This is a genomic window from Taibaiella chishuiensis (genome assembly GCF_003014535.1).
In the GTDB taxonomy this organism is placed as follows: Bacteria; Bacteroidota; Bacteroidia; order Chitinophagales; family Chitinophagaceae; genus Taibaiella; species Taibaiella chishuiensis.
Window position 1 is genome coordinate 732,256 of the sequence record NZ_PYGD01000001.1, and the last position, 24,330, is coordinate 756,585.

23 protein-coding genes are annotated in these 24,330 nt (G+C 50.9%); 14 read left to right on the top strand and 9 right to left on the bottom strand.

The window, feature by feature from the left end:
• The first annotated feature begins 153 nt into the window (after positions 1-153).
• The 5 genes from B0I18_RS03115 to B0I18_RS03135 all read left to right on the top strand — a co-directional run bounded on the left by B0I18_RS03115 (position 154) and on the right by B0I18_RS03135 (position 3,769).
• A complete protein-coding gene (locus B0I18_RS03115) occupies positions 154-759 on the top strand; it encodes a pseudouridine synthase (RefSeq protein ID WP_106521178.1) in 606 nt (201 codons plus the stop codon).
• A gap of 51 nt (positions 760-810) precedes the next feature.
• The gene (locus B0I18_RS03120) at positions 811-1,404 is read left to right on the top strand and encodes a thioredoxin family protein (RefSeq protein WP_106521179.1); all 594 of its coding nucleotides are present in this window, start codon (positions 811-813) and stop codon (positions 1,402-1,404) included.
• Between the two features lie 72 nt (positions 1,405-1,476).
• Positions 1,477-2,058 carry an adenylate kinase gene (locus tag B0I18_RS03125; RefSeq protein ID WP_106521180.1) on the top strand — a complete coding sequence of 194 codons (582 nt, stop codon included), beginning with the start codon at positions 1,477-1,479 and terminating at the stop codon, positions 2,056-2,058.
• Between the two features lie 233 nt (positions 2,059-2,291).
• Entirely contained in the window at positions 2,292-3,314 is a 1,023-nt protein-coding gene (obgE, locus tag B0I18_RS03130) for a GTPase ObgE (protein WP_106522034.1), read from the top strand.
• A 65-nt stretch (positions 3,315-3,379) separates the two neighbouring features.
• Positions 3,380-3,769, top strand: a complete 390-nt coding sequence (locus B0I18_RS03135; protein ID WP_106521181.1) for a hypothetical protein — start codon at positions 3,380-3,382, stop codon at positions 3,767-3,769.
• Here B0I18_RS03135 and recO read toward each other — a convergent pair.
• Positions 3,756-4,490 carry a DNA repair protein RecO gene (gene recO / locus B0I18_RS03140; RefSeq protein ID WP_106521182.1) on the bottom strand — a complete coding sequence of 245 codons (735 nt, stop codon included), beginning with the start codon at positions 4,488-4,490 and terminating at the stop codon, positions 3,756-3,758. The two genes, B0I18_RS03135 and recO, sit on opposite strands and share 14 nt — an antisense overlap.
• 248 nt (positions 4,491-4,738) lie before the next feature.
• Between recO and B0I18_RS03145 the strand changes: the two genes are divergently transcribed.
• Positions 4,739-6,361 carry a DUF4139 domain-containing protein gene (locus B0I18_RS03145; protein ID WP_106521183.1) on the top strand — a complete coding sequence of 541 codons (1,623 nt, stop codon included), beginning with the start codon at positions 4,739-4,741 and terminating at the stop codon, positions 6,359-6,361.
• Between the two features lie 69 nt (positions 6,362-6,430).
• Here B0I18_RS03145 and truB read toward each other — a convergent pair whose 3' ends face one another.
• Together truB and B0I18_RS03155 are read right to left on the bottom strand one after the other, a co-directional pair.
• Positions 6,431-7,234, bottom strand: coding sequence for a tRNA pseudouridine(55) synthase TruB (gene truB, locus B0I18_RS03150; RefSeq protein ID WP_106522035.1), 804 nt, complete (start codon positions 7,232-7,234; stop codon positions 6,431-6,433).
• Positions 7,235-7,294: 60 nt separating this feature from the next.
• Positions 7,295-7,753, bottom strand: a complete 459-nt coding sequence (locus B0I18_RS03155) for a rhodanese-like domain-containing protein (protein WP_106521184.1) — start codon at positions 7,751-7,753, stop codon at positions 7,295-7,297.
• A gap of 155 nt (positions 7,754-7,908) precedes the next feature.
• Between B0I18_RS03155 and dxs the strand changes: the two genes are divergently transcribed.
• Both dxs and B0I18_RS03165 read left to right on the top strand, forming a co-directional pair.
• The gene (dxs, locus tag B0I18_RS03160; protein WP_219905900.1) at positions 7,909-9,843 is read left to right on the top strand and encodes a 1-deoxy-D-xylulose-5-phosphate synthase; all 1,935 of its coding nucleotides are present in this window, start codon (positions 7,909-7,911) and stop codon (positions 9,841-9,843) included.
• A gap of 27 nt (positions 9,844-9,870) precedes the next feature.
• Entirely contained in the window at positions 9,871-10,428 is a 558-nt protein-coding gene (locus tag B0I18_RS03165) for a GNAT family N-acetyltransferase (protein ID WP_106521186.1), read from the top strand.
• A 49-nt stretch (positions 10,429-10,477) separates the two neighbouring features.
• Here B0I18_RS03165 and blaOXA read toward each other — a convergent pair whose 3' ends face one another.
• Entirely contained in the window at positions 10,478-11,323 is an 846-nt protein-coding gene (gene blaOXA / locus B0I18_RS03170) for a class D beta-lactamase (protein WP_106521187.1), read from the bottom strand.
• Positions 11,324-11,424: 101 nt separating this feature from the next.
• Positions 11,425-14,499, bottom strand: a complete 3,075-nt coding sequence (locus B0I18_RS03175; RefSeq protein ID WP_106521188.1) for a glycosyltransferase family 117 protein — start codon at positions 14,497-14,499, stop codon at positions 11,425-11,427.
• A gap of 179 nt (positions 14,500-14,678) precedes the next feature.
• Here B0I18_RS03175 and B0I18_RS03180 point away from each other — a divergent pair, with 179 nt between their 5' ends.
• The 4 genes from B0I18_RS03180 (at position 14,679) to B0I18_RS03195 (ending at position 18,332) form a co-directional block, all read left to right on the top strand.
• Positions 14,679-15,323, top strand: coding sequence for an outer membrane beta-barrel protein (locus B0I18_RS03180; protein WP_106521189.1), 645 nt, complete (start codon positions 14,679-14,681; stop codon positions 15,321-15,323).
• A gap of 217 nt (positions 15,324-15,540) precedes the next feature.
• On the top strand, positions 15,541-17,361 hold the full coding sequence (yidC, locus tag B0I18_RS03185) for a membrane protein insertase YidC (protein ID WP_106521190.1): 1,821 nt from the start codon (positions 15,541-15,543) through the stop codon (positions 17,359-17,361).
• A 170-nt stretch (positions 17,362-17,531) separates the two neighbouring features.
• Positions 17,532-17,987 (top strand): nucleoside deaminase, encoded by a 456-nt coding sequence (locus B0I18_RS03190; protein ID WP_106521191.1) that lies wholly within the window; start codon positions 17,532-17,534, stop codon positions 17,985-17,987.
• A 36-nt stretch (positions 17,988-18,023) separates the two neighbouring features.
• Entirely contained in the window at positions 18,024-18,332 is a 309-nt protein-coding gene (locus B0I18_RS03195; protein ID WP_106521192.1) for a hypothetical protein, read from the top strand.
• Positions 18,333-18,337: 5 nt separating this feature from the next.
• Here the strand turns inward: B0I18_RS03195 and B0I18_RS03200 are convergent, their stop codons facing one another.
• The 3 genes from B0I18_RS03200 to B0I18_RS03210 all read right to left on the bottom strand — a co-directional run bounded on the left by B0I18_RS03200 (position 18,338) and on the right by B0I18_RS03210 (position 20,748).
• Entirely contained in the window at positions 18,338-19,360 is a 1,023-nt protein-coding gene (locus B0I18_RS03200; RefSeq protein WP_106521193.1) for a GHMP family kinase ATP-binding protein, read from the bottom strand.
• Between the two features lie 62 nt (positions 19,361-19,422).
• Positions 19,423-20,334 (bottom strand): DUF4349 domain-containing protein, encoded by a 912-nt coding sequence (locus B0I18_RS03205; RefSeq protein WP_106521194.1) that lies wholly within the window; start codon positions 20,332-20,334, stop codon positions 19,423-19,425.
• A 156-nt stretch (positions 20,335-20,490) separates the two neighbouring features.
• Positions 20,491-20,748, bottom strand: coding sequence for a hypothetical protein (locus B0I18_RS03210; RefSeq protein WP_106521195.1), 258 nt, complete (start codon positions 20,746-20,748; stop codon positions 20,491-20,493).
• Between the two features lie 94 nt (positions 20,749-20,842).
• Here B0I18_RS03210 and B0I18_RS03215 point away from each other — a divergent pair, with 94 nt between their 5' ends.
• Both B0I18_RS03215 and B0I18_RS03220 read left to right on the top strand, forming a co-directional pair.
• Complete coding sequence (locus tag B0I18_RS03215; protein WP_106521196.1) at positions 20,843-21,430, top strand: RNA polymerase sigma factor; 588 nt, start codon at positions 20,843-20,845, stop codon at positions 21,428-21,430.
• Between the two features lie 41 nt (positions 21,431-21,471).
• A complete protein-coding gene (locus B0I18_RS03220; RefSeq protein ID WP_106521197.1) occupies positions 21,472-22,572 on the top strand; it encodes a S1 family peptidase in 1,101 nt (366 codons plus the stop codon).
• Positions 22,573-22,775: 203 nt separating this feature from the next.
• Here the strand turns inward: B0I18_RS03220 and B0I18_RS03225 are convergent, their stop codons facing one another.
• Positions 22,776-24,197 (bottom strand): tetratricopeptide repeat protein, encoded by a 1,422-nt coding sequence (locus B0I18_RS03225; protein WP_106521198.1) that lies wholly within the window; start codon positions 24,195-24,197, stop codon positions 22,776-22,778.
• Positions 24,198-24,330 lie beyond the last annotated feature (133 nt).

Here is a 24,330-nt window from a genome sequence, read left to right on the forward strand (position 1 = left end):
TCTCAAACCACGAAATACTTATTAATATTGTGTTACAAAAGTACTTACTAACCCCTCCTTATAAAAACCCCGTTCCTCAAAAAGCGGGGTTTTTTATTTTAATCAATCCTGAAACCCGCTTCCTGTAAGGATTTTATTATACATAATTTAATTATGCATGCTGCCTTCGAGTACTATTTATTTTATAAACCCTTCCAAACGCTAACGCAGTTTTCTCCGGAAGAAGGGAAGAAAACACTCGCGGATTACCTGAAGGGATTAAAAAAAGATGTTTATCCTGTTGGCCGGCTCGACTACGATAGCGAAGGGCTGTTGCTGCTTACCAACGATAAGCAACTGAACCACCGTTTGCTTAACCCGCTTTTTCTTCACGAACGCGAATACTGGGCACAGGTAGAAGGATTGGTTACCGATACCGCATTACAACAACTCAGCAAAGGTGTACGTATCCAGGTAGCAGGCAAAGCCTACCAGACCAGGAAAGCATATGCCGGCTTATTGCCGGATACGCCGGTAGTTCCCGATCGTAATCCTCCCATCAGGGTGCGGCAACATATACCTACATCCTGGTTATCGCTTTGCCTGGTCGAAGGCAAGAACAGGCAGGTGCGTAAAATGACGGCAGCCGTGGGACTGCCTACCCTGCGCCTGATCCGGTACCGCATAGGCAGCATTACTATGGAAGGCATGCAACCCGGCGACCTGGTTGCCGCCGGACCGGAAATGATCAGCCGGCTTTTTTCGAGGAAATATAAGTAACCTTGCAAACGAAACGTTTCTCTTTTACGACACGCTAAACAAGATCCTATTATGTCCGTTTTTGCTACAGCTACAAAAAGCTATACCTACGACCAGTTCCTGGAACTGCTCGATAACCTGCTGACCGAAGGCAGGACCACCGGTACCAACCAGAGCGAAGAATACCTGCACTATGCAAAGCTGAACCTGCAACGCATGCGCCGCTGGAATAAAACGTACGAGATCGGTAAGGAGCTGCAGGACAAAATAAAAAAACAAAAACCCCAGGACTGGTGGGTGATTACCGAAGGTTGGTGTGGCGACAGTGCACAGAACCTGCCCGCGATTGCAAAAATGGCTGCGGCCGCAGCCGGTAAGATCAACCTGCGCATTGTACTGCGCGACGAAAACCCGGGCATCATGGATCAGTACCTGACCAATGGCACTTCCCGCAGCATACCGATACTGGTAGCCTTCGACCGCGAAGACCGCCAGCTGTTTAAATGGGGGCCGCGCCCTGAGCCTGCACATGCCCTGTTGCTGGCGTGGAAGCAAAAGGCAAACCCCGAGCCCTTCGACGAATTTGAAAAGCAGATGCATACCTGGTACACACAGGATAAAGGGCATACCCTGGAGGCAGAGTTCAGTGCACTTTTGGAAAATTGATATATATCACCCTTTACCTTTGTCGCTGATTGCTTACATTTGTGCCGTCATTTAAAAAAATTCTGGAAGCCTATGTTCAATTTAATTTTATTCGGACCTCCCGGTAGTGGTAAAGGCACACAATCTGCCAATATCATCACCACCTACAAATTAAATCACATCTCCACCGGTGATCTGCTGCGCGATGAAATAGACCGTAAAACTGCTTTAGGCCTCGAAGCCAAAAAATTCATGGACCAGGGACAACTGGTACCGGATGCGGTAGTGATCGGAATGATAGGCTCCAAGCTCGACGAGAACCCGGATGCCCGTGGCTTTATCTTTGATGGTTTTCCCCGTACTACGGCACAGGCAGAAGCCCTGGATAAATTGCTGCAGTTGAAAAATACAGCCGTTAACGCCCTGTTGTCGCTCGAAGTACCGGAAGACGAACTGAAGCGCCGGCTTATTGCCCGCGGCGCCGACTCCGGCCGTTCCGACGACCAGGAAGATGTGATCGAAAAACGCATCATTGAATACAAAAGCAAAACGGAACCCGTGTCCGAGCACTATGCCCGCCAGGGTAAACATACCCGCATCAAGGGCGATGGTTCTATCGACGAAACATTTGTGCTGCTGCGCAAAGAGATCGATAAGCACCTGCAGCCGGCCTGATCTGTGCTCTGAAATAACTGTAACTACTATTTGGAAAGCGTACCGGCAACGGTGCGCTTTCGGCATTCCGGGCCCCGGCCCCGGCAACTTATCGGCAAATAGACAAGATAAAGCAGGGGAAAAGAAAAAATCAACGCATCTTTGCAGCTGGAAATTGAGGACCACTGATCGCCCGGCGCTGCTCGTAGCAGTATATATCCGCCACAGCAATGCACCGGGCCTATACGGTAATTATGGAAAACTTTGTCGACTACATCAGGATATTCTGTCGCTCCGGTAAAGGAGGGGCGGGCAGTATGCACTTTGCACAAACCAAATATAATGACCATGCTGGCCCCGATGGCGGCGATGGCGGCCGTGGCGGCCATATCATCCTGAGGGGGAACACCCAGCTCTGGACGCTGCTGCATTTGCGGTATTATAAACACGTACATGCCGAAGACGGCGAAAGAGGCTCGGGCAGCAATTGCACCGGCCGCAGTGGTAAGGATGTGATTATCGAAGTGCCCCTGGGTACCATCGCCAAAGATGCCGAAACCGGCGAAGTAGAAGCCGAAATACTGCAAGACGGCCAGGAAGTGATCTGGATTCCGGGCGGTCGCGGCGGCCTGGGCAATACCTATTTCAAATCGGCCACCAACCAGGCGCCCGAATATGCACAGCCCGGCGAGATGGGTATCGAAGGCTACAAATACCTCGAGCTGAAAGTGCTGGCCGATGTGGGCCTGGTAGGGTTTCCGAATGCGGGTAAGTCTACACTGCTCTCCGTGATCTCTGCGGCCAAACCCAAAATAGCCAATTACGCTTTTACCACGTTAACCCCGCAACTGGGCATCGTACCGTACCGCGGCGACCGCTCCTTCTGCGTGGCCGATCTGCCGGGTATTATCGAAGGTGCCGCCGAAGGCAAGGGCCTGGGCCACCGGTTCCTGCGTCATATCGAACGCAACTCGGTACTGCTCTTCCTGATCCCCGCCGACAGCGACGACCATGCCCGCGAATTCGAAGTGTTGTACAGCGAACTGGAACAGTATAACCCCGAACTGCTGCATAAGAAAATGATCATTGCCATCAGTAAAGGCGATATGCTGGACGAAGAGCTGCGGGATGCCATCAGTGCAGAACTGCCCGAAGAGATCCCACACCTGTATATTTCGGCGGTAACCAATACGGGCATCGTCGAACTGAAGGACGCGCTCTGGGAAGCTTTGAATACGAAAGAGCAACCGGTAAAGTTTCCTGATCCCGGCAACTAAATTTTCCCGATTTTGAAAGTGCACGATAACAGAAACCTATATATTTGCCCCTATTCCGTTCAGATATGAAGAGTTGCTGCAAAGAAGTAAATGATAATTGGGAAGAACAAGAAGACCGTTCTGAAGCGCCCGGCCAGCAGCCGGAAAAGAAGGGATGGCTGACGAAGTTGAAAGGAAAATGGCAGGTAAAAAATATCTTCCAGGTAGTACTTATTCTTTGCACCTTCGCCCTGGGCGGCAGCTTATGCGCCTACCTCGGACGTCATATCAAAAGTGAGCTTGGTCTGCCCGGCGGTGTAGCAGGCGTATTTATCTCTATCCTGCTGGCCACTATCCTCTGGCCATTATGCGTACTGCTGATCAGCATCCCGCTGGGGCAGTTCCGTTTTTTCCGCAAATACCTGGTAAAGCTGGGCAACCGTATGTTCCGGCGCAAGGCGGCTAATAAAGAATAGCCGTAAGTACCGGCAGCGATTTCAATTCGCGGAAATGGGCAACATGTAACTGCAGGAACGTAATAAAATGATCCAGCGCTTGTCGCCGTTCTGTATTGCTGAGCCGTATACCCACAATAGTATCGAGATCGGGTGCGGCATTGAGCCTGCTTATCGTGTCGGCTTCGGCGCCTTCAATAAAGGGCGGCAGTATCGATAGCGAAGCCGTATACCGGCCTTCGTGGAGATCGGCATAGGGCGTATCGGGCGTGTAATTGCCCGATAGATGATAACCCGCCAGCCTGCCCGCCTGTATCAGGAAAAATAGGGGAAAGTTGGCAATATCCTGTACGGGACGTGCATCCAGTTGTTTCAGGAATCCCTCTGTAAAGGCAAATAACTCCGGCGCAGGATCATGGTCGGCGATCAGCTGCATCAGGATCTCCATGGCAAATACCGCTACCCCGTTTTTGGCCACATGCTCCTGCATGGTGCGGTACAGGTAGGCGGCCTGGAATTCTTTTACAAGCTGCAGGTTCTTCTGCGGCTGCAGGTACACGACCATATCCAGCATAGAAGAGGAGAAGAGCAAATTAGCCTTGCTGGTCCTGCTTTTGGTGGTACGAACACCTTTGATCATATACGACTGCAGGCCCAGCAGCTCCGTAAATACAGAACAGATCACACTGGTTTCTCCATATTTGATCGTACGCAGTACGATACCTTTTGTTTTGTGCAGCATAGGGGTATTGGTTCCGGCAGGCCGGTAAAATTAAAGTAAATTGTGCAGCACAGGATTGCCGGCAACAATTCGGCGAGGATGCATAAGCCAGGATGCCCTGCCCGCAAGCATTTGCAGCCGTTTATTTATTCGGGGCGAAAAAAATATTTTGTTATACGCGCTATTTTTTTTGTGCAATCCGTTTACAACCTGCATCCTGCTTATACCATCCTTTAAGTATGATCCGAAACAAAATAATCATATCCGCTATGAAATCTTTTTTATGTGGCCTTACCCTGCTGCTGGCCGGGCAGGCATGGGCGCAGGGCCCCGTTATCACCCAGGCCAACCTGGAATCGGTAACCGTATACAGCACCGGCGTGGAAATGAACCACAAGGCCAAAATCGCAGTACCGGCAGGCAGCAGCGAGATCCTGATCAACAATGTGGCCAATGTGCTGGATGAAAACAGTATCCGTATCGGCGCCGGCGCCAATGTTACCATTATGTCGGTAAGCTTTACCCGCGATTACCTGAAACAGGAAAACCGTACACCGGCTTACCTGCGGGTCGAAGATAGCCTGAAGTCTGCGCGGCGCGGGTTAAGCAGGCTGGAAGCCGCCTACAACGCAGAACAGAACGCGCTCAAAATACTGGAAAAGAACCAGGCTATCGGCGGCGCCAATACCGGGGTTAACGTGGCCGAGCTGGCCAAAATGGTAGACTACAATAAAGCCAAACAGGTAGAGCTCAGCAACAATATGATCGCGATCGCCGAAAAGCAGGCAGAGCAACAAAAAATAGTAGCACGCCTCGAGCAACAACTTGCCGAGGAAAGCCGCGATCGCAGCGGCGCCGGCGGCCAGCTGCTGGTGCAGGTTATGGCCGGCAGTGCGGCCAGCTCTGAATTCAATATCTCCTATATCAGTCCCAATGCCGGCTGGACGGCCTTTTACGACCTGCGGGCAGAGAACACCAACAGCAACCTGAAGATCCTCTATAAAGCAAACCTGGTGCAGAATACAGGGCTCGACTGGAAAAAAGTAAAACTGACCTTGTCTACCGGCAACCCTGCACAAAGCGGCAATGCACCGCAGTTGCAGGCCTGGATGCTGCGTTACGGGTCGCCCGCCTATTATGCCAACCAGAGCGCCTACCAGAACCGGATACAAGCCAAAAGCTCCGTTACACGGGCTATTGAAGGCGCTGCTCCCGGTATTCAGGTGGAAACGAGTGCCGCGGAAGACAGGAGCCTGAGCAATTATACCGCATTGGTCGAAAACCAGCTGAGCACTACTTTCGATGTGGAACTGCCTTACGATATCGCCTCGAACGATAAGCCGCACAGCGTGTCGCTGAAGGAATACAGCCTGCCTGTGCGTTACAAGTATTATGCCGTACCTAAAGCCGATCCCGATGCCTTCCTGATGGCCGAGGTATCGCAATACGAAAAGCTGAACCTCTTGCCCGGCGAGGCCAATATCATCCTGGAAAATATGTATGTGGGCAAATCGTACCTGAACCCCTATGCTACTACAGATACCCTGAACCTGAGTATGGGCCGCGATAAAAAGATCACGATCAAAAGAGAGAAGGTTATGGAACAGTCGGGTGTGAAATTGCTGGGCAGTACGAAAAAACAAACCTTCACTTACGAGATCCGGCTGCGCAATGGCAAGCGGGAAGCGGTTTCCCTGCTGTTGAAAGACCAGTACCCGGTAGCTACCGACAACAATATGGAAGTGGAACTGCTGGAAGCTTCGGGTGCGGAGATCAATAAAGAAACCGGGGTGCTGACCTGGAAGCTGGACCTGGCGCCAGGCGCCACGCAAACGGTACGGATCAGTTACTCTGTAAAATATCCCAAAGACAAAGTGATCAGCAACCTGTAACCCTTGCTGGTTCGATAAAAGGGCGGAACCGTATTGGTTCCGCCCTTTTATATGTAATGCGATAAAGGGTTATAACGAGTCTTCCTGTTGTGCCGTGTTATTGCCACCGGTGCCGGGTGTGGCCGGCCGGCCGGTTGTCTTGGCGGTAATGCTGCGGTGCTCGCGTTGCTTTTTCTGTCCTTCGTGTTCGGCGGCATCCGGGTTAAGCAGTTTGATCCACTCGGCTACGGTAAGTGCATCGGCCACATCGAAGTCGCCGATTTTGGTACGGCGCAACTCCTGCAGGTAACCGCCGCAACCCAGGGCCGCACCGAAGTCGTGGGCCAGCGAGCGGATATAGGTACCCGTGCTGCAGGCTACCCTGAAATGTACTTCGGGTAACGCTATTTTCGTGATTTCAAATTCCGTTATGGTTACGGCCCTCGGTTCCAGTTTTACTTCCTTGCCTTCGCGCGCCAGTTCGTAGGCCCGTTTGCCGTCTTTCTGTATGGCAGAGTGGGCGGGCGGTACCTGGAAAATGGCGCCGGTAAAAGGTTCCGTTGCCTTGCGGATCTCCGCTTCGGTCAGTTGTTCGAATGGCCGGAAGTTTTCGGGATGCGATTCGAGGTCGTAGGTTGGGGTAGTGGCGCCCAGGTGGATAATGCCGGTATACTCCTTCGCCTGTTTCTGGTATTCGGTAATGCTTTTGGTCATTTTGCCGGTACAGCAGATCAGCAGGCCGGTGGCCAGCGGATCGAGTGTGCCGCAATGCCCGATCTTGGCTTTCATCTGCCTGCGCAATTTATTCAGGGCATCAAACGAGGTCCAGGTAAGGGGCTTATCTACCAGCAACACATAACCTGCCTGTAACTGTTCGGGGGTGGGAGCTATCATGGCTGCAAATTGCAAAGTTGTGGTACAACAGACAAATCTTTTTTCATGCCGGGCCGTTCTTTACTTTTTAGCAGGCATGGGATAACCTTTGTCGATCCAGTCTTCCTGCAGGTCCTGGGGCATGTTCAGGATTTTGAAATTGGTAAATTTCATTTGTGCCAGCTTTTTATAGGCCGGTTCGATATTGGGGCAGCCGGACAGGGGGCAGCAACCGCAATAGATCACGATCTCCTTGTCGCGGGGCTGGTCATCCAGGAAGCGGGCCAGTTTTTTTACATTGGCCGATTTTTCTACTTCACCGATATGGACCGCGCCGGGAATGTCTTCTACGGGGCCGGTATTGAGGATAAGCATATTGGCGGCTTCGCCCGATTGGATGCGGGCAGCCAGTATTTCCGGGCTGATCAGCTGTTCGGCCTTCCATTTACCCGTTCCTTTCGCGCTTTGCGCGGTTGCCTGTATGCCTGTAGTCAACAGCAACAACAGCAGGTAGCAGCCTGTATTTCTTAAAATCCGCATAGTCTTGTTTTGCAACACAAAGGTAGCACTAATCCCGGCAAGGCCTCTACAGCCTTTTTACAAAGGCTTTAAGACAATAATCAGGAGATAAAATCAGTTAATAACCCGTAATATTTCGTATTTTTGCCTATTGTCTTAAAATATATTGAATGCTAATGGGAGAGATTCCTGCCGGTCCTTTGCTCAGCCAGATTGAATTGCCATCCGATTTGAGGAAATTGGATAAAATGCAACTGCAGCAGGTATGTAATGAATTGCGCCAGTTTATTATCGACAGCGTAAGTGTGAATGGCGGCCATTTCGGCGCAAGCCTTGGTGTGGTAGAGCTTTCCGTAGCTTTGCATTATGTAATGAATACCCCTTACGACCAGCTGGTATGGGACGTAGGCCACCAGGCTTACGGGCATAAGATCCTTACCGGGCGGCGCAAGGTATTTCATACCAACCGAAAGCTGAATGGTATCAGCGGTTTCCCCAAAAGAGACGAGAGCGAGTACGATACCTTCGGCGTTGGCCACTCTTCCACCTCGATCTCTGCAGCATTGGGTATGGCTATTGCCTCCAAGCTGAAGGGCGAAACAGACCGCCAGCATATTGCCGTTATCGGCGATGGCGCCATGACCGCCGGTCTGCCTTTCGAAGCCATGAACCATGCCGGTGTCAGCAATGCCAATATCCTCATTATCCTCAACGATAACAATATGAGTATTGATGCCAATGTGGGTGCACTCAAAGAGTACCTCACCGACATCACTACTTCGCATACTTATAACAAACTGCGCGACGATATCTGGAGCCTGCTGGGCAAATTGCCTTACCCGGAATTCCAGCGTGATATGGCCTCTAAACTGAAAGAGAGCCTGAAGGGCGCCATCTCCAAGTCCAGTAATCTTTTTGAAGCGCTGGGCCTGCGTTATTTCGGTCCTATAGACGGGCATAACGTAACCAAACTGGTGGAGACGCTTAGAGACCTGAGAGATATCCAGGGACCCAAGATCCTGCATATCAAAACCGTTAAGGGCAAAGGCTATAAGCTGGCCGAAGAAGACCAGACCCTCTGGCATGCCCCCGGTATTTTCGATAAGATTACCGGTAAGATCAATAAGAAAGTATTCGACATGCCACAGGCGCCCAAATACCAGGATGTATTCGGGTATTCCATTATCGAACTGGCCAAAGCCAACCCGAAGATCATGGGTATTACACCCGCCATGCCTTCCGGTTGCTCGCTGAAGTATATGATGGAAGAAATGCCGGATCGTGCGCTGGATGTGGGTATTGCCGAACAGCATGCCGTTACGCTCAGCGCAGGCCTCGCTACGCAGGGCATGAAGGTGTATTGCAATATTTACAGCTCCTTTATGCAAAGGGCTTACGATATGGTGGTGCACGATGTGGCGATCCAGAACCTGCCGGTTATCTTCTGCCTTGACCGTGCCGGCCTGGTAGGCGACGACGGCGGTACGCACCACGGGGCCTATGACCTGGCGTATATGCGTTGCATTCCGAACATGATCGTGAGCGCACCCATGAACGAACAGGAATTGCGTAACCTGATGTATACCGCACAGCTCGACGAAACGGTAAACCCCTTCGTGATCCGCTACCCGCGCGGGCAGGGCGTGATGCCGGAATGGAAAACGCCGTTCGAAAAAATAACGATAGGGCAGGGCCGTAAGATTAAAGACGGCAAGGACCTGGCCATACTTACTATTGGTCACCCGGGCAACTTTGCCGTAAAGGCCTGTACCGAACTGGCTACCGAGGGTATCGATGCTGCGCATTATGATATGCGTTTCGTAAAGCCACTCGACGAAGCCATGCTGCACGAGATCGGCCGCAAATTCTCCAGGGTGATCACTGTTGAAGACGGTACCGTGGTCGGTGGTTTTGGCAGCGCCGTACTCGAGTTTTTCAATGCCCATAATTACAAACCACAGGTCGAGATCCTGGGTATTCCTGATCGTATTATCGAACATGGCAAACCCGAAGAGCAACATGCAGAATGCGGTTTTGATACGCCGGCCATCGTGGCCGCATCGAAACTGATGATGCAGACCAAAGCCGGGCTGGACGTGGTACACGCCTGATTATTACTCAAACTTTAATAACATCCTATGTTTCCCATCACTACCGGCAGGCTTCGACTCAGAGACCTGTCGGTAGCTGACCTGGAAGCCGTGCACCAACTCAATTCCCTGCCCGAAACAGACCGGTATAATACACTGGGTATCCCGGAAAGTATAGCGGTAACACAGGCCGTGCTGGACGGCTGGTTGCAGGCCAAAGAGCAGCAACCCCGCATCAGTTATATCCTCGCTATCGAAAGCCTGGACGACGATACCTTTATCGGCGTAGCGGCAATGATCGGCGGAAAGCCCAAACGCCTGTCGGCCGAGCTGTGGTACAACCTGCGTGTAGAACACTGGAATAAAGGTTACGGTACCGAAGTGGTAAAAGCCTTGCTGCAGCTGGGTTTCGAAAGCCTGAAGCTGCACCGCATCGAAGCCGGTTGCGCGGTCGGTAACCTGGGCTCAGCCCGCGTTATGGAAAAAGCAGGACTGCTCCGAGAAGGCTACCGGCGCAAAGCCCTGCCCCTCAAAACCGGTTGGTCGGATGCTTACATCTATGCCATACTCGAAGAAGATTATTTCGGCTCCATAGAGCAAGCATAAAAAAGGCCCGCATTCGTAAGAACGCGGGCCTTTTTGTCAGGTGTGATCATTAATGACCGATATCGTTGGCGTCAAGCAGTTTTTGCAACAGCTCCAACCGGATCGCTTTCAGGTCTTTGGTAGTATCAGCGGTGCTGAAGTTCAGGGCAAAGAAATAAGGATGCGGGATCGCTTCTTCTTTCTTGGTCTCTACATGTTTCATCCGTTCAAATTTCTCTACATACCCCACCACCCAGAGGTTATTGGTATTGTGTTTATCGTCCCAGCCGGTTTTGTAATACAGTTTATAATCGGGCGCTTCTTTTTGCAGCATCATACCTCTTACGATACGCTGGGTGCGTTCGCTGAAGGGCAGTTCGCCATGGTACAGCCTTTTGATAAAGCCCACCTGTTCGTCGGGGGTGATCAGCAGGGTATCGTTCAGCCAGAACTGGTCGATCTGGTCGCCGATACGTTTATTGCCGTATTGTACGGTATCCAGGTAGTGTTGCATCTGTTGCTTGCCGATGCGTCTTGCCAACTCCTGGTAGTAAGGTACAGCGCTTACTTTAAAGGCCTGGGCCATGGTCAGGTCCTGGTTCCAGTCTTTATTCCAGCGGGTTACGCCATCCCATTTGATCACCAGTTGCTCGTCGGGGGCTACTCCGGTTTCGAGTCCTACCAGCGAATTGAAGATCTTAAAGGTCGATGCCGGGCACATTCTCCGGTTGGTTCTTTCCTTATCAAAATAGTGTGCGGTCTCCTTGTTGTTGTCGTACACTTCAAAGCAACCCGTTACGCCATACTGGTCAAAATATTGTTTCCATTCGTTATGCTCTTTGATGCGGACACCGGAGCAGGAGGAAATACCCAGGATAGCCATTACCAGGCCGCACAGCAGGGAGATCTTTTTCATACTACGTTTTTTAATTTTCGCTGCGAAATTAGGCTATCTGTACAAAAAAACCGGTCTTCATTTTTAAAAATGAAGACCGGTTGCCAGATAGGAAAGAATCATTATTTGTTTAGCGGAACGCCAAACTGCTGGGCCATGGCCTGGAGACTCTGCGCCCAGCGTTGTGCTGTAGCGGTATCGCCATGCTCGCCCGCCGTTTGTGCCAGGAATTGCATGGAGCCCAGGCAGGACTTGGCGTCCACCTCGGCTGCCAGCTCCTTAACGCCTTCGGGCAGGTTAAGGATATAGTTCAGCATTTTGGTATTGTCCCGTACGATAATGTCGCCAATTTTACGGGCCTTGTCGGGTGCACCGGCCTTATAATAGGCATCGGCAATGCTCCACATACTCTGGTCGTAAGGGTAGGCTTCGTAGGTAATGTTATTGGTGATTTTATCCAGCAGGGTAATGGCGTCTGCCTTGCGGTTCTCGCGGATAAGTGCATCGGCCACCTTGCTGCCGCTAAAGCGGTAGGTCATCATCATATAGCGGTTCTTCTCATCGAAGTAAACATCCTTACGCTCGGCGCCGCCCCACAGGAACTTTTTGGTATAGAGGTCGAGGCTCTTGTTCAGGTTTACGCGCTGTGGCGCACCGATCTGGGGCGAGGAGCCGGCAGTACGGATCGGCACCAGTTTGTTGGCCAGGCCATCCATCTGTACATACTCGTCGAGACCCTGGTAGTCGCCGCCGCCTGCAAAGCCGCAGCTGAAGTAGATCGGGCGTTTAAAGCCTTCTTTAGCCACACCTGCAAGGATATTGAGGAAGGCCAGGTCGCCTTTGGTCAGTGTGTTGCCGCTCAGGGTAAACAGCATCTGGCTGTCTACAAGCGCTGCATCGGCAGGGCTTACCAGGCCATTGCGGATCACCGCATCCTTATCCACTTTTACGGAGATGTTCTTAGTCGGCAGCATATTTACATACTCGCCCGTTACGATCTGGGCCTGTGCACGCCTGTCGTCGGAGGTTACAAACTGTAATACCTGTTCGATATCGAAATAGCGGTCTTTGGGCACCGAGGGATCTTCGCGGTAAAATACCACGTCGCGCTTATTGGCTTGGTAGTCCTGGGGTTTCCAGAGCATCGGCACGGCATCAGCATCATTGATCTTATTGCGCAACTGGTCGATATACCAATCGATGGCGATAAGGCTGGTATTGATGATCCTTACATCCTTACGGTAACCTTCGATTTCCTGCATATACCAGAGCGGGTAAGTATCGTTATCGCCTATGGTAAACAGGATCGCATTGCTGTCGCAGCTGCTCAGCACATTGTACGCGGTAGAGCGTGCAAGCGTTTTCTGCGAGCGGTCGTGGTCATCCCATTCCTGGGCAGCCATCAGTACGGGTACGGCCAGCAGGCATATAGCGGTGGCTGCCGTTGCCGCGCTTGCTCCTTGTTTCAGGGCCTTGCGGAACCAGTCGGTAACCATCAGCACGCCCAGGCCGATCCACACGGCAAAGGCATAGGTGGCGCCGGCATAGGCATAGTCCCTTTCGCGGGGCTGCTGCGGGGTATTGTTCAGGTACAGCACAATGGCAATACCGGTAAAGAAGAAGAGCAGGCTTATGATCACACCATCCCGCTTATCGCGGTTAAACTGGTACACCATACCCAGTATACCGAGTATAAAGGGCAGGAAGTACAGCTGGTTATGGGCCCGGTTGTTTTTATACGAATCCGGCATCTGGTCGATATCGCCACGGCCAAAGAATTTATCCACGGGCTTGATACCGGTGAACCAGTTACCGTTCTGGGCTTCGCCATAGCTGGTGCCCTGGTAGTCGTTCTGGCGGCCGGCATAGTTCCAGAGGAAATAACGCCACCACATCCAGTTCAGCTGGTACTTGAAGAAGAATTTATAGTTATCGGCGCCAGTAGGGGCTTCAGTACCCTGTATATTCAGGAACTGCCGGTAGAAGTTTTCGTGCGAAGGATCGCTGCTGTAGATACGCGGGAAGAAACGCGTCTGGTCGCCGGCATACACCGGTTCCGACTGACGGTTACCCACCTGTTCGTAATACACCTTGCCATCTTTTTTGGTTTCGGCATATACCGGCTTGCCGGGTTTATATTCCGAAGGTTTAGAGTCGAAGTCGGGCCCGGTCACGATAGGTTGTGCACCGTACTGGTCCCTTTGCAGGTAAGAGATCAGGCTCAGCATATCGTCCGGGTTGGTCATGTCGATGGGTACATCGGCACGCGAACGGATAATGATACTTACATAACTGGAGTAACCGATCAGGGCAAACACCACGCAGATCATACTCATATGCAGGATATACTTACCCTTTTTCTTGGCCCAGATAAGCAGGAATGCAAACAGGGCTACCAGCAGCAGCATAAAGAAGATGGCGCCGGAGTCGAGCGGCAGGCCAAAACTATTGACAAACAGGAGTTCGAACTTGGAAGCCAGGATAGGCACGCCCTGGATCAGGCCTACCTGTACGGTGCCCAGCAATACGCAACCCAGTATAAAGGCAAGGATACCGCCTTTTAACGTAGGGGTAAACCTGCGGAAATAATAAACCATGGCCAGTGCCGGGATGGTAAGCAGGTTGAGCAGGTGGACGCCGATCGACAGGCCCATCAGGTACGAGATCAGTACCAGCCAGCGGTCGGCATGCGGCGCATCGGCATTATGTTCCCATTTCAGGATGGCCCAGAATACGATGGCCGTGAAGAAAGAGGAGGTGGCATACACCTCGGCTTCTACCGCCGAGAACCAGAAGGTGTCGGAAAAGGTATACGCCAGGGCACCTACGGCGCCTGCGCCCATTATCGCTACCATTTTACCCGTGGTCCAGTCGTCCTCGTGTTGTACGAGCAGTTTGCGGGCAAAGTGGGTAATGGTCCAGAACAGGAACAATATGGTAAGGCCGCTCATCAGGGCCGACAGGGAGTTGATGTATAAAGCTACGTTCTGGGGATCGGCAAACATACCGAAGAGCCGGCCCAGGAGCATAAAAAGCGGGGCGCCCGGCGAGTGGCCTACTTCGAGGCGGTAAGCGGTGGAGAGAAACTCGCCGCAATCCCAGAAGCTGACGGTGCGCTCCATGGTTGCCAGGTAGACAATATAGGAAACAGCAAAAACAATCCAGCCGGTTAAGTTGTTTATTTTCCTGAAATTCATAATCTTTGGACAGTGATGTTGTGGTATGTTTTTTGATAATTGGGTGTAAAGCTAAAGAAATGTGCTTAGAGTAAAAACAAAACGTGAAAACATCGGAAATATAATGTGAATATTATATAAAAGCGAACTTTATGGCATAGTATTTGTAAATTGAATTACTAAACAAAAACATACAACTTATGAAAAAAATCAGCGCACTAATCATTGCAGGTATGGCTATTTTCGGAACACATCAAGCCTCTGCACAAATTCAGAAGGGTAACCTGATGGTCGGAGCAAGTCTTGCCGATATGAACATCAAACTGCAAAAAGGGAACACTGATCTTTCCTTAAGTATTAATCCCAAGATCGGCTACTTCATCCAGGACAATGTTGCCATTGGTGCAGAAGTAAAACTCGGTTTCGCTACCAACTCTGCCCAGAACTCCATTAATTATGGTATTGGCGCGTTTGGCCGTTACTATGTAAGCAGCAAACAACTCGAACTGCTGAAGCATGCCCGCTTCTTCGGTGAAGTAAATGCCGGCCTGGTTGGCGATAACATCAAGCCAAAAGGCATGTCTTCCGTTTCTACCAATGGCCTGGGTATAGGTTTTGGTCCTGGTGTGGCTTACTTCATTACCCCAAACATTGGTCTTGAAGCCCTGTTGAAGTATAACCTCGGTGTAGGTTTCGGTTCTTCTACCACTACCAACAACTTCTCGATCGGTTTTGGCTTCCAGATCTACCTGCCTACCAAAAAAGCCCGTGCTATCTATAACGAGGCTTCCGGCGAAGTAAGGAGCAAAATGAAAAAAAGCAATAAAGAAGACGACGAAGACTAAGATATATACATGATAGGATGGAAAACGCTGCCCGGAACGGGCGGCGTTTTTTTATACCGGTGTAAAGTCCCGGTCTACAGGCGGCTAGCCATAGCCGCCGCCTGAAAAAAGGCCCCGGGACCGTTTTACCGCGTTGCGGCGTACAATAACCGAAAATTGCGGTATTCCAATTGAATATTGCCTACCTTTGCGCACAAATTTTTTAGTATATCTATTCATGGATCGTAATTCAATAATTGGCTTTGTGCTATTGCTTGCCCTGGGTGCAGGTTATATCTTCTGGAGCAACCACGAACAAAAACTGTATCAGGAACAGAAATATGCCGACTCTATGGCACTGGCCGCTACCCGTAAACCGGTAACGCCACAGCAACAGATCGCCGGTACGCCAGCCGATAGCCTCCGGGCCATCGATACTACCCTGCCTCCTGCTTACCGCGGTGCTGCAACGCTCGTAAACCTGAGTAACGGCGAACTGAACCTGCAATTCAGCACCAAAGGCGGTTATCCCGTACAGGCCAATTTCGACAGCTTTAAAACTTCGGCAGGTGCGCCGCTGGCCTACTTTAAAGGCAATGGCAACAAACTGTCCTTTAATATACCGGTTAACGGTAAAACGGTAGCTACCGACCAGCTTTATTTTACCCCCGAGATCACGGCGTTGCCCGATGGCGGCAAACAGCTGCGTATGACCGCAACCGTAGCCCCCGGTCAAAATATCGTACTGGATTATGCCCTGCCCCGCAGGGGATATATGATGACGGCCAGCCTGCGCCTGCAGGGCCTTCAGAAAGATCTGGGCGCCATCCAGTCGATCCCGATGAGCTGGAACACCGAAGCGCTGCATACGGAAAAAGACCTGAAGAACGAAAGGATGAATATGCAGGTGCACTACCGCCATATGGACGGAGAGCACGATTACTTCACCATTTCCCGCACCGGGCAGAAGTCTATGGACAAGCCCCTGCAATGGCTGAGCGTACGCAGTCACTTTTTCAACTCTACTATTATCGCGGATAAAGGATTCAAGACCGGCAATTTCGACGGTAAAGAACCGGCCGACAGCAATATCGTAGCTACCAACAGCAGCGTGTTCGCTATCCCGGTAACGGCATCCAACGATTACGCCTTCGACTTTAAATGGTATATGGGCCCCAACGATTATAAGGTATTGAAATCTTATAACGTAGGCCTCGAAGAGATGATTCCGCTTGGTTTCGGTTTGTTCTTCTTCGTAAAATACATCAGCAAGTGGATGATCATTCCGCTGTTCGACTTCCTGAGCCAGTATATCAGCAGCTTTGGCCTGATCATTATCTGCCTTACCCTGCTGATCCGTTTGCTGCTTTCGTTCTTTACGTACAAGAGCTACCTGTCCTCTGCGAAAATGAGGGTGCTTAAACCCGAACTCGACGAGCTGCGTGCCAAATATGGCGATAACCAGCAGCAGATGGGTATGGAGCAAATGAAATTATACCGCACGGCCGGTGTAAACCCGCTGGGTGGCTGTTTGCCGATGTTGCTGCAGATGCCGTTCCTGCTGGCTGTATATTACTTTATTCCTACCGCTATCCAGTTGCGCCAGTCCAAGTTCCTGTGGTCCAATGACCTTTCTACTTACGATTCGGTGCTGAACCTGGGTTTCAATATCCCGTTCTATGGCGACCACGTGAGCTTGTTTACCCTGCTGATGACGGCATCGAGCCTGTTCCTGGCAATTTATAACAAGAACATGACGGCCGGCGCAGGTGGCGATATGGGCAACAATGCCATGCTGAAATACATGCCTTACATTATGCCGATCATGTTCCTGGGCTGGTTCAACAGTATGGCTGCGGGTCTTACCTTCTACTATACCTTCTCCAACCTGATCAGTATCTTACAGCAGTTCATTATCCAGAAATTCTTCATCAACGAAGAAGCGATACACCGTAAGATCCAGGAAAACAGGAATAAGCCGGCCGGCACCTCCAAATGGCAGCAACGCCTGGAGCAGATGCAGAAAGCGCAGGCCGATAAAACCAAAACAAAAAAATAGGGCGGACCTGCTTCCGCGTTTTGCATAATAAAGTGACCATAAAATGCCCCGGCAGCTTATGGTCACTTTTCTTTTCAGACCTGCCGGGGAAAAGGTACCTTCGTTTTGTGAACGCGGTGTTGCCTGCGACGTGTCCGAAGGAGCGCAGTTATTTTAAAAATACGATTGCCATGAACGACGAGTATTATATGAAAATGGCGCTGAGAGAGGCGCAGAAAGCCTACGATATAGGAGAGGTGCCGGTAGGCGCTATCGTAGTCTGGAATGATAAAGTGCTGGCCCGAGGCCACAACCAGGTAGAGTTATTAAAAGATGCCACGGCGCATGCCGAAATGATTGCGCTTACCGCCGCCTTTAGCGAACTGGGCAGCAAATACCTGCCCGAAGGCACCCTGTACGTAACCGTAGAGCCCTGCCTGATGTGTTGTGGCGCGCTGCACTGGAGCAAGATAGGCCGGATTGTATATGGCGCCCGGGACGATAAAAATGGTTACCGCCGGTATGTAAAGGAAAACGGCGATCATAGCCCCATGCATGTATTTCACCCCAAAACGAAACTGAACTTTGGTATACTGGCCGAAGAATGCAGCCAGTTGATGAAAGATTTCTTCCGGGAGCGGCGTTGACAAACCGTTATGATCCTTATTCCGTAAATTCGAAGTATGAAAAAAGTCCTGTTGCTGCTGATCGTATTGCTGCCGGCCCTTACCCCTTGCTGGTCGCAGCAGGATAGCCTGCACCTGCCGCCTGTAGCGAAGTTTGTATTACCTGCAGCGGTACCCGCCGGCACGCATACTCCCGCTTTACAAAAGCCGGCGCCGGTCCGGTACAATTATTACAATAGTCTTGGGGCTGCCTGTAAAGCAGAGTTTAAACTGGAAAAGGCAACGCGGGTGCCCCTGCGCATCCGGCTGGGCTCGCTGGCACAAACCGATTACATGGAGCAGAAACCCCATGCCACGCGGCCTTAGTATCTTTATTTGCTCCAGGTAAACAGGCCCTGCTCCGTAAAGCGGTAGGGATGGAACGAGCCGCCGAACTGTTGCAAGGCATCAATTACGGCATAACGGCTGGTGCCCGGGCAATAAAAAGTCATAAAGCCACCACCGCCGGCCCCGCTTATCTTACCGCCGGTAGCGCCCGCTGCAAGGGCTTTTTCGTAGATATCATCGATCAGGGAGTTACTGATGCCGCTTGCCATCTGCTTTTTATGCTGGAAACCAAAATCCAGTATCCTGCCGATCTCGTCGATATTCCCCTTCAGTAAGGCTTCCTTCATCATCTGGGCCTGTTCCTTCAGGTTGTGCATCGCCTCTATCGAATTCGATTTTTTATCCTGTACATTTTTGCTTTGTGCCTCGATAATCGTTGCCGAATTGCGGCTGGTCGCCGTATAGAACAGCAGCAGGTTATTTTCGAGTTCATACAGGTATTCGGGTCTTATACGCAGCGGGTTTACGATTACTTTGTCGTTGGCATAAAACTCCATAAAATTAACGCCGCCAAAGGTTGCGGCATACTGGTCCTGCTTGCCGCCGGCCATTTTCAGGTCTTCGCGCTCGATCTGGTAAGAAAGGTGCGCGGCATCGTACTCGCCCAGGGGCAGGTTCATCCACTCGGCAAATGCGCCCAGGATGGCTACTACCAGGGTGGAGGAGGTACCCAGTCCCGAACCGGCAGGAGCATCTACCTGGGTGGTCAGTTTAAAACCTGATGGGGTATTACCATAGTTACGTACTACCCGGTTATAAATGCCTTTGGCCAGGTCGAGGTTGCCGTCTATAGGCAGGGTATCGGCCAGGTCATACTCCTGCAGCTCGTTCCGGTCTACGGCATGGATAATGATGCGGGGTTCGGTAAGCGGTTCGATGGTGGCATGAGCATAGAGCGAAATGGTTACATTCAGGATTGCGCCGCCGTACAGGTCGCTGTACGGGCTTACATCGGTACCGCCACCGGCCAGGCCGATGCGTAGCGGAGCTTTACTGCGTATGATCATTGTTAATGCGGATAAAAAATTACCCTGCAAATTAAACGTAAATTAGCTGAAGGAGGAACTTTTTATTCGCCGCTTACAGAAACGTTGCGCTTACCCGGCGCTTGTGTTTTCAAGGCTTCCCTGCCTTTGTAACGTTTATACAGGAAAAAGGCGGCCAGGCCTGCCAGGAAGAGCAGCCAGAAGCGGGTGAGCTGTACCACCAGTTCTTCGACCAAGCGCCAGCCCCAGGTTACCGAGTTCCATAACCGGGCGCCTATGCCCGGTTCATAAGCGGCAATGCCTTTATCGTTGGCAACCAGCCAATGTTTTACCTGGGTACGCTGGTAGAGCGAGAGGGTAACGGTGCTGTAGCTAACCTGGTCCAGCAGCGACAGGTTGGCGATCGCTGCGGCATCGGCCTCTTTCTGCAGGTCGAGGGCCTGCTGGCTGAGCTTTGGGTATTTCGTATGCCTGTTTGCGGCAAATAGCTGCGTGCGTGCGGTGGTACGGTCGTTGGCCATAAGTTGCAGGGCTACATCATCGGCGTCGATATTACGCTGGTCGAGGTACTCGGTCAGTGCGGCAATCGCCTTAAGCGTGGTGTCGAGCCGCGTGGAGGGCACCCTGATGGTAATATCGTTGGTTACGGTAAAGCGGAGGCTTTCTACAGACGAGTCCCGGCTTACGGGCTTCAGCTCCCGGCTTTCGGTAATGCTGTTGAGCGCGCTATGTGTTACAAAACCGCCTGCGGCGCGGGTTAGCGCTTCAATTTCGTAGGTGGCCTGCTCTACCTGCTCTACACGGAATTTTAGTGTTGCTGTGCGTACAAACTGTCGCCCCGAGTCGCGGGTGGCGGCTGTAGCGGCATCGGTATCCACGGTTTCGGCCATAACGGCTTCGGCATTCTGGTCGCCGGTATGGGGTTGGTTGGCACAGGATAAAAGGAAACAAACCGGGATAAGGCCGGCAAAGAACAAACGGGATGCGGATTTCATGTTTAGAAAATTTTAGGATTTAATAAAAAAGAAATAAACAGACCCGGAAACGGAAGAGGGGGAGGGGCGGGGAAATGCAAAGGCCACCCATATATAGGAAAAATGAAACAGGCCACCCTAAGGTGGCCTGCATTAAAACTTAATTGGCTGTTTTAATTATTTTTTAACTGGAGTGTCAACTGCAGGAGCAGCAGCAGGAGCTTCAGTTTTAGGAGAATCGGTAACAGGAGCTGCAGGAGCTACTTCTGGCTGAGCTTCAGGAGCTGGAGCTGCAGTTGTATCAACAGGAGTAGATTCAGCTTCTTTGTTACCACCGCAAGATGCAGCGAAAATACCGAAAGCCAGAGCGAAAGCAGCTAATTTTAAAGATTTCATTTTTTGTCTTTTAAAGTTTTTTAAAAAGTTATTTGACATTTATACGGGAAGGGAAAAAAGGTAACCCACTTTTTTTAAAAAAATTTTTTTGTTGCAACTTTGGGTTACTTTTCATGAATAACCGGATTAATAAGTGAATAAAGTTTTCTATACGGACACGGAATTATTACAGGGGCTGGCGGCAGGAGACCGTACCGTTGTGGCATCGCTTTACAAGCTTTACCTACCGGTACTGACTAAGTGGATTATAAGCCGTAGCGGCCTCGACAGTGATGCGGACGACGTATTCCAGGAGGCGCTCCTCGTGGTTTATGAAAAAGCCAAGTCGCCCGAGTTTTGCCTGACCTGTAAACTAAGCACCTATCTTTTTGCAGTAAGCAAAAGGATCTGGTACAAAAAGCTGGAGCAATCTGCACATCTTTATAACCTCGATACGGAAGAGGGGGAGGGAGAACAGTTATTTGGCGCCGCTTACGACGAAGACGTACAGGAACACTGGGAGAAAGAAGCGCAGTTTGCGCAGCTTAACCAGTCCCTGGACCAATTGGGAGAGCCCTGTGCAGCATTGCTGAAGGCTTTCTATATAGAGAAAAAGAATATGCAGGAAATAGCAACGGTATTTAAATATACCAATGCCGAAAATGCGAAAACACAAAAATACAAGTGCCTTACCCGGTTGAAGAAGATCTTTTTTACTTCGGCCATTAAGGCCGGAAACTGATCGATAAAGAAACTGCCAGGCAGGTTCAAGTATACCTTATTATGATAACAGTTAACAACATCAGCGAATGGGCCGAACGCTACCTCAACCAGGAGTTGAGCGGGCAGGAGCAGGCGCAGCTGATGCAGGCAGTAAAGGCTGATCCCGATCTGAACCTGCATTTCAAACAAGCGATTACCATTATTAAAGCATTCCATTCCGGGGCGGAACGGAATGCCGTTAAAGATATGATCCGTTCGGTAGGCGCCGAAGTAAAAACGGCTGCCGCGGGCAATGACGGGCAGGAGCCGGTAACAGCACCGGCACGTATCCTGCCTTTCCGCAAATACTTGCGCACCATATCGGCAGCCGCAGCCCTTATCCTGGTCTCCTCACTGGTTACCATGACCCTGGTCAGCAAAAAAAGCGGCAAGGTGGATGCTACACAGTATACCCTGCTGCGCCGCGAGATCGAAACCATCAAGCATTCCCAGTCGAAAATAATAGACAGCCTCAATAAGGAGAAAAAAGAAGCTACTAACGCGGAGGACCCGGTATCTTATGGCGGTACCGGCTTCGCGCTCACCAATGATGGTTATATCGCCACCAATTACCATGTGGTAAAAGATGCTAATGCCATCTATATCCAGACCAATAAGGGCGAGAACCTGAAGGCCTATATCTTTGCCATGGAGCCCTCTACCGATGTGGCCATCCTGAAAGTGGAAGACAAAAGCTTCCGCTTTGGCAAAACGCCGCTGCCTTACAACATTGCCAAAGCCCAGTCGGGCTTAGGTCAGCGGGTATTTACCATCGGGTATCCCAAAGACGATGTGGTATATAACGAAGGTTATGTAAGCAGCGAAAACGGCTACCAGGGCGATACCAACTCCTACCAGCTCGAAATTACAGCCAATCCCGGCCAGAGCGGTGCACCGGTACTCGATAAGTACGGCACCGTAATCGCCCTGATCACCGGCAAACAAAGCAATACCACGGGCACTACCTACGCCATCCATTCGGGAGCGCTGCTGGAGCTGATCCACAGCCTGCCTAAGGCGGCCAACATACGCCTGAACGAAGGCAACAAGCTCAATAAGCTGGAGCGTACCGAACAGGTTAAGAAAGTAAGAGATTATATCTGCTCCGTAAAAGTGAATTAAGCATACCCAACGATATCGAAAGCCGGCTAACCAGCCGGCTTTTTGTTTTATGGTTACAGGAGGCGCTTTTCCCGCGTAGCGGGATCATCGTGACGTTCAGGTAATATGGGATGTTTAAAACCGGCGACAGGCAATGCTGTAGCCGGTGGCAAAGCAAAAGCCGGAACCTTTTAAAGTTCCGGCTTTCACAATTTTAAGTCTTCTTATTTTTTTCGTTTGCTGCGGGCTACCAGTTCGGCCACGGCTTTACGTTGCAGTATTTCGGGGTTGATCTCCGTAAGCAGCTTCATACGCTGCGGCGCTTCCGACATGGCTTTTTCCAGGTAGAGCAGGGCCTCTTTAGACTTGCCGAGGGCGAACAATATGCCGGAGTGGTAAAAGTCGAAATCGGGTTTGTCGCCAATGCTCTCTTTAGCCAGCAGCACCTGGGCCAGGGCCTCGTCGTAGTTGGCATTCTGGTACAGGCCCTTGATCAGGGCCATCCAGGTCGATTTGTTGTTGGGCTTCAGGCGTACGGCATTGGTATAACATACCAGCGCTTCGTTGCCTGCCCCCAGTTCCATAAGGCAATTGCCGATGGCCAGGCAGTAGGCCGCATTATCCTTGTTGAGGTGCAGGGCAACGGAATAAGCCTTCATGGCTTTTTCCCATTCCTGCTCGCGGGTATAGGTCTCGCCAATCCGATAAAAAATACCATCGTCGGCGGGGTTAAGCTGTACGGCCTGGCGATAATAATACCGGGCCCGGTTAAAGTCTTTTTGTTTTTCGAAACAATGGCCCATGGCCTCGAAGATCACATCTTCGGGTTTGCCCAGTTCCAGGTTTTTCTGCAGCGATTCTATCGCCTTGTCGTACCAATGCAGGCGCATATAGGCGTCGGCCATATTGCGGTAAGCGAATTCGAATTTTTCGTCGATCGCCACGCAATACTCATAGGCGTCAATCGCCTTTTCGTGTTGTTTGAGTCCCTGGTAGGCAGCGCCGAGGTTGAACCAGGCCAGTGCGTTGTAGGGGTCTTTTTCAATAATATCAAGGTGGAGCGCTATGCTCTCCTCGTGCATTTCTGCAAAGTCGGCCCAGAAGCTGATCTTGTGCAGGGCCTCTTCGTTGCGGTAGTCCAGCTCAAGCACCCTTTTCAGGGTATCGAACACGGCCTCGAAGTCTTCGCATTCGTCGTACACATCCGAAAGTTCGAGCATCAGCTCGGTTTTCTCGCGGCCTTCGAACTGCAATATTTTTTCTTCGAGCAAAAGGGCGGCCTGGTCGTATTTGAACTGCGCCAGGTATACATCCGAGCGCAATAATACGGCCTCGATCAGGCTGCCATCCATATCGTCCAGCAGATCCAGAGTCTGGATCGCCTGTCCGTATTTCTGAGCCTGGAATAAGATTTCTGCTTTGAGCAGCAGGATCGCCGAAGAGTAAGGGTAGTAAGTTTGTGCTATTTCGCAGGCCTGGATGGCTTCTGCTTCCTGATTATTCTGAAAAAAATACTCGATGATATACTCGTAATCTTCTTCATCCAGAAACCTGGACTTATTGCCTTTTTTTATGTTTTCATAATCTTGCAGCAAATCCTCTATAGAACCGCCGTTGTCTTCATCATCCCAATCATCGTTAAACATAAGCGTGCTGTTTTTACAAATTTAGGGGAATAAACCTGAAAAAAAACAGCAAATTTTTGAATACAGGTATAGATAATATTAGGATAATCTTTAGCTTATAAAAACAACAGAAAGGCCGCCGGGATTGCATTCC

Bases quoted from the DNA above. Each gene is read 5' to 3' on its own strand.
- dxs (WP_219905900.1), top strand. From the start codon at position 7,909: ATGGGAGAGATTCCTGCCGGTCCTTTGCTCAGCCAGATTGAATTGCCA.
- B0I18_RS03145 (WP_106521183.1), top strand. From the start codon at position 4,739: ATGAAATCTTTTTTATGTGGCCTTACCCTGCTGCTGGCCGGGCAGGCA.
- B0I18_RS03120 (WP_106521179.1), top strand. From the start codon at position 811: ATGTCCGTTTTTGCTACAGCTACAAAAAGCTATACCTACGACCAGTTC.
- B0I18_RS03210 (WP_106521195.1), bottom strand. From the start codon at position 20,748: ATGTCAAATAACTTTTTAAAAAACTTTAAAAGACAAAAAATGAAATCT.
- truB (WP_106522035.1), bottom strand. From the start codon at position 7,234: ATGATAGCTCCCACCCCCGAACAGTTACAGGCAGGTTATGTGTTGCTG.
- yidC (WP_106521190.1), top strand. From the start codon at position 15,541: ATGGATCGTAATTCAATAATTGGCTTTGTGCTATTGCTTGCCCTGGGT.
- B0I18_RS03180 (WP_106521189.1), top strand. From the start codon at position 14,679: ATGAAAAAAATCAGCGCACTAATCATTGCAGGTATGGCTATTTTCGGA.
- B0I18_RS03115 (WP_106521178.1), top strand. From the start codon at position 154: ATGCATGCTGCCTTCGAGTACTATTTATTTTATAAACCCTTCCAAACG.
- B0I18_RS03225 (WP_106521198.1), bottom strand. From the start codon at position 24,197: ATGTTTAACGATGATTGGGATGATGAAGACAACGGCGGTTCTATAGAG.
- B0I18_RS03125 (WP_106521180.1), top strand. From the start codon at position 1,477: ATGTTCAATTTAATTTTATTCGGACCTCCCGGTAGTGGTAAAGGCACA.
- B0I18_RS03155 (WP_106521184.1), bottom strand. From the start codon at position 7,753: ATGCGGATTTTAAGAAATACAGGCTGCTACCTGCTGTTGTTGCTGTTG.
- B0I18_RS03220 (WP_106521197.1), top strand. From the start codon at position 21,472: ATGATAACAGTTAACAACATCAGCGAATGGGCCGAACGCTACCTCAAC.
- B0I18_RS03190 (WP_106521191.1), top strand. From the start codon at position 17,532: ATGAACGACGAGTATTATATGAAAATGGCGCTGAGAGAGGCGCAGAAA.
- B0I18_RS03200 (WP_106521193.1), bottom strand. From the start codon at position 19,360: ATGATCATACGCAGTAAAGCTCCGCTACGCATCGGCCTGGCCGGTGGC.
- recO (WP_106521182.1), bottom strand. From the start codon at position 4,490: ATGCTGCACAAAACAAAAGGTATCGTACTGCGTACGATCAAATATGGA.
- B0I18_RS03195 (WP_106521192.1), top strand. From the start codon at position 18,024: ATGAAAAAAGTCCTGTTGCTGCTGATCGTATTGCTGCCGGCCCTTACC.
- B0I18_RS03135 (WP_106521181.1), top strand. From the start codon at position 3,380: ATGAAGAGTTGCTGCAAAGAAGTAAATGATAATTGGGAAGAACAAGAA.
- B0I18_RS03175 (WP_106521188.1), bottom strand. From the start codon at position 14,499: ATGAATTTCAGGAAAATAAACAACTTAACCGGCTGGATTGTTTTTGCT.
- blaOXA (WP_106521187.1), bottom strand. From the start codon at position 11,323: ATGAAAAAGATCTCCCTGCTGTGCGGCCTGGTAATGGCTATCCTGGGT.
- B0I18_RS03165 (WP_106521186.1), top strand. From the start codon at position 9,871: ATGTTTCCCATCACTACCGGCAGGCTTCGACTCAGAGACCTGTCGGTA.
- obgE (WP_106522034.1), top strand. From the start codon at position 2,292: ATGGAAAACTTTGTCGACTACATCAGGATATTCTGTCGCTCCGGTAAA.
- B0I18_RS03205 (WP_106521194.1), bottom strand. From the start codon at position 20,334: ATGAAATCCGCATCCCGTTTGTTCTTTGCCGGCCTTATCCCGGTTTGT.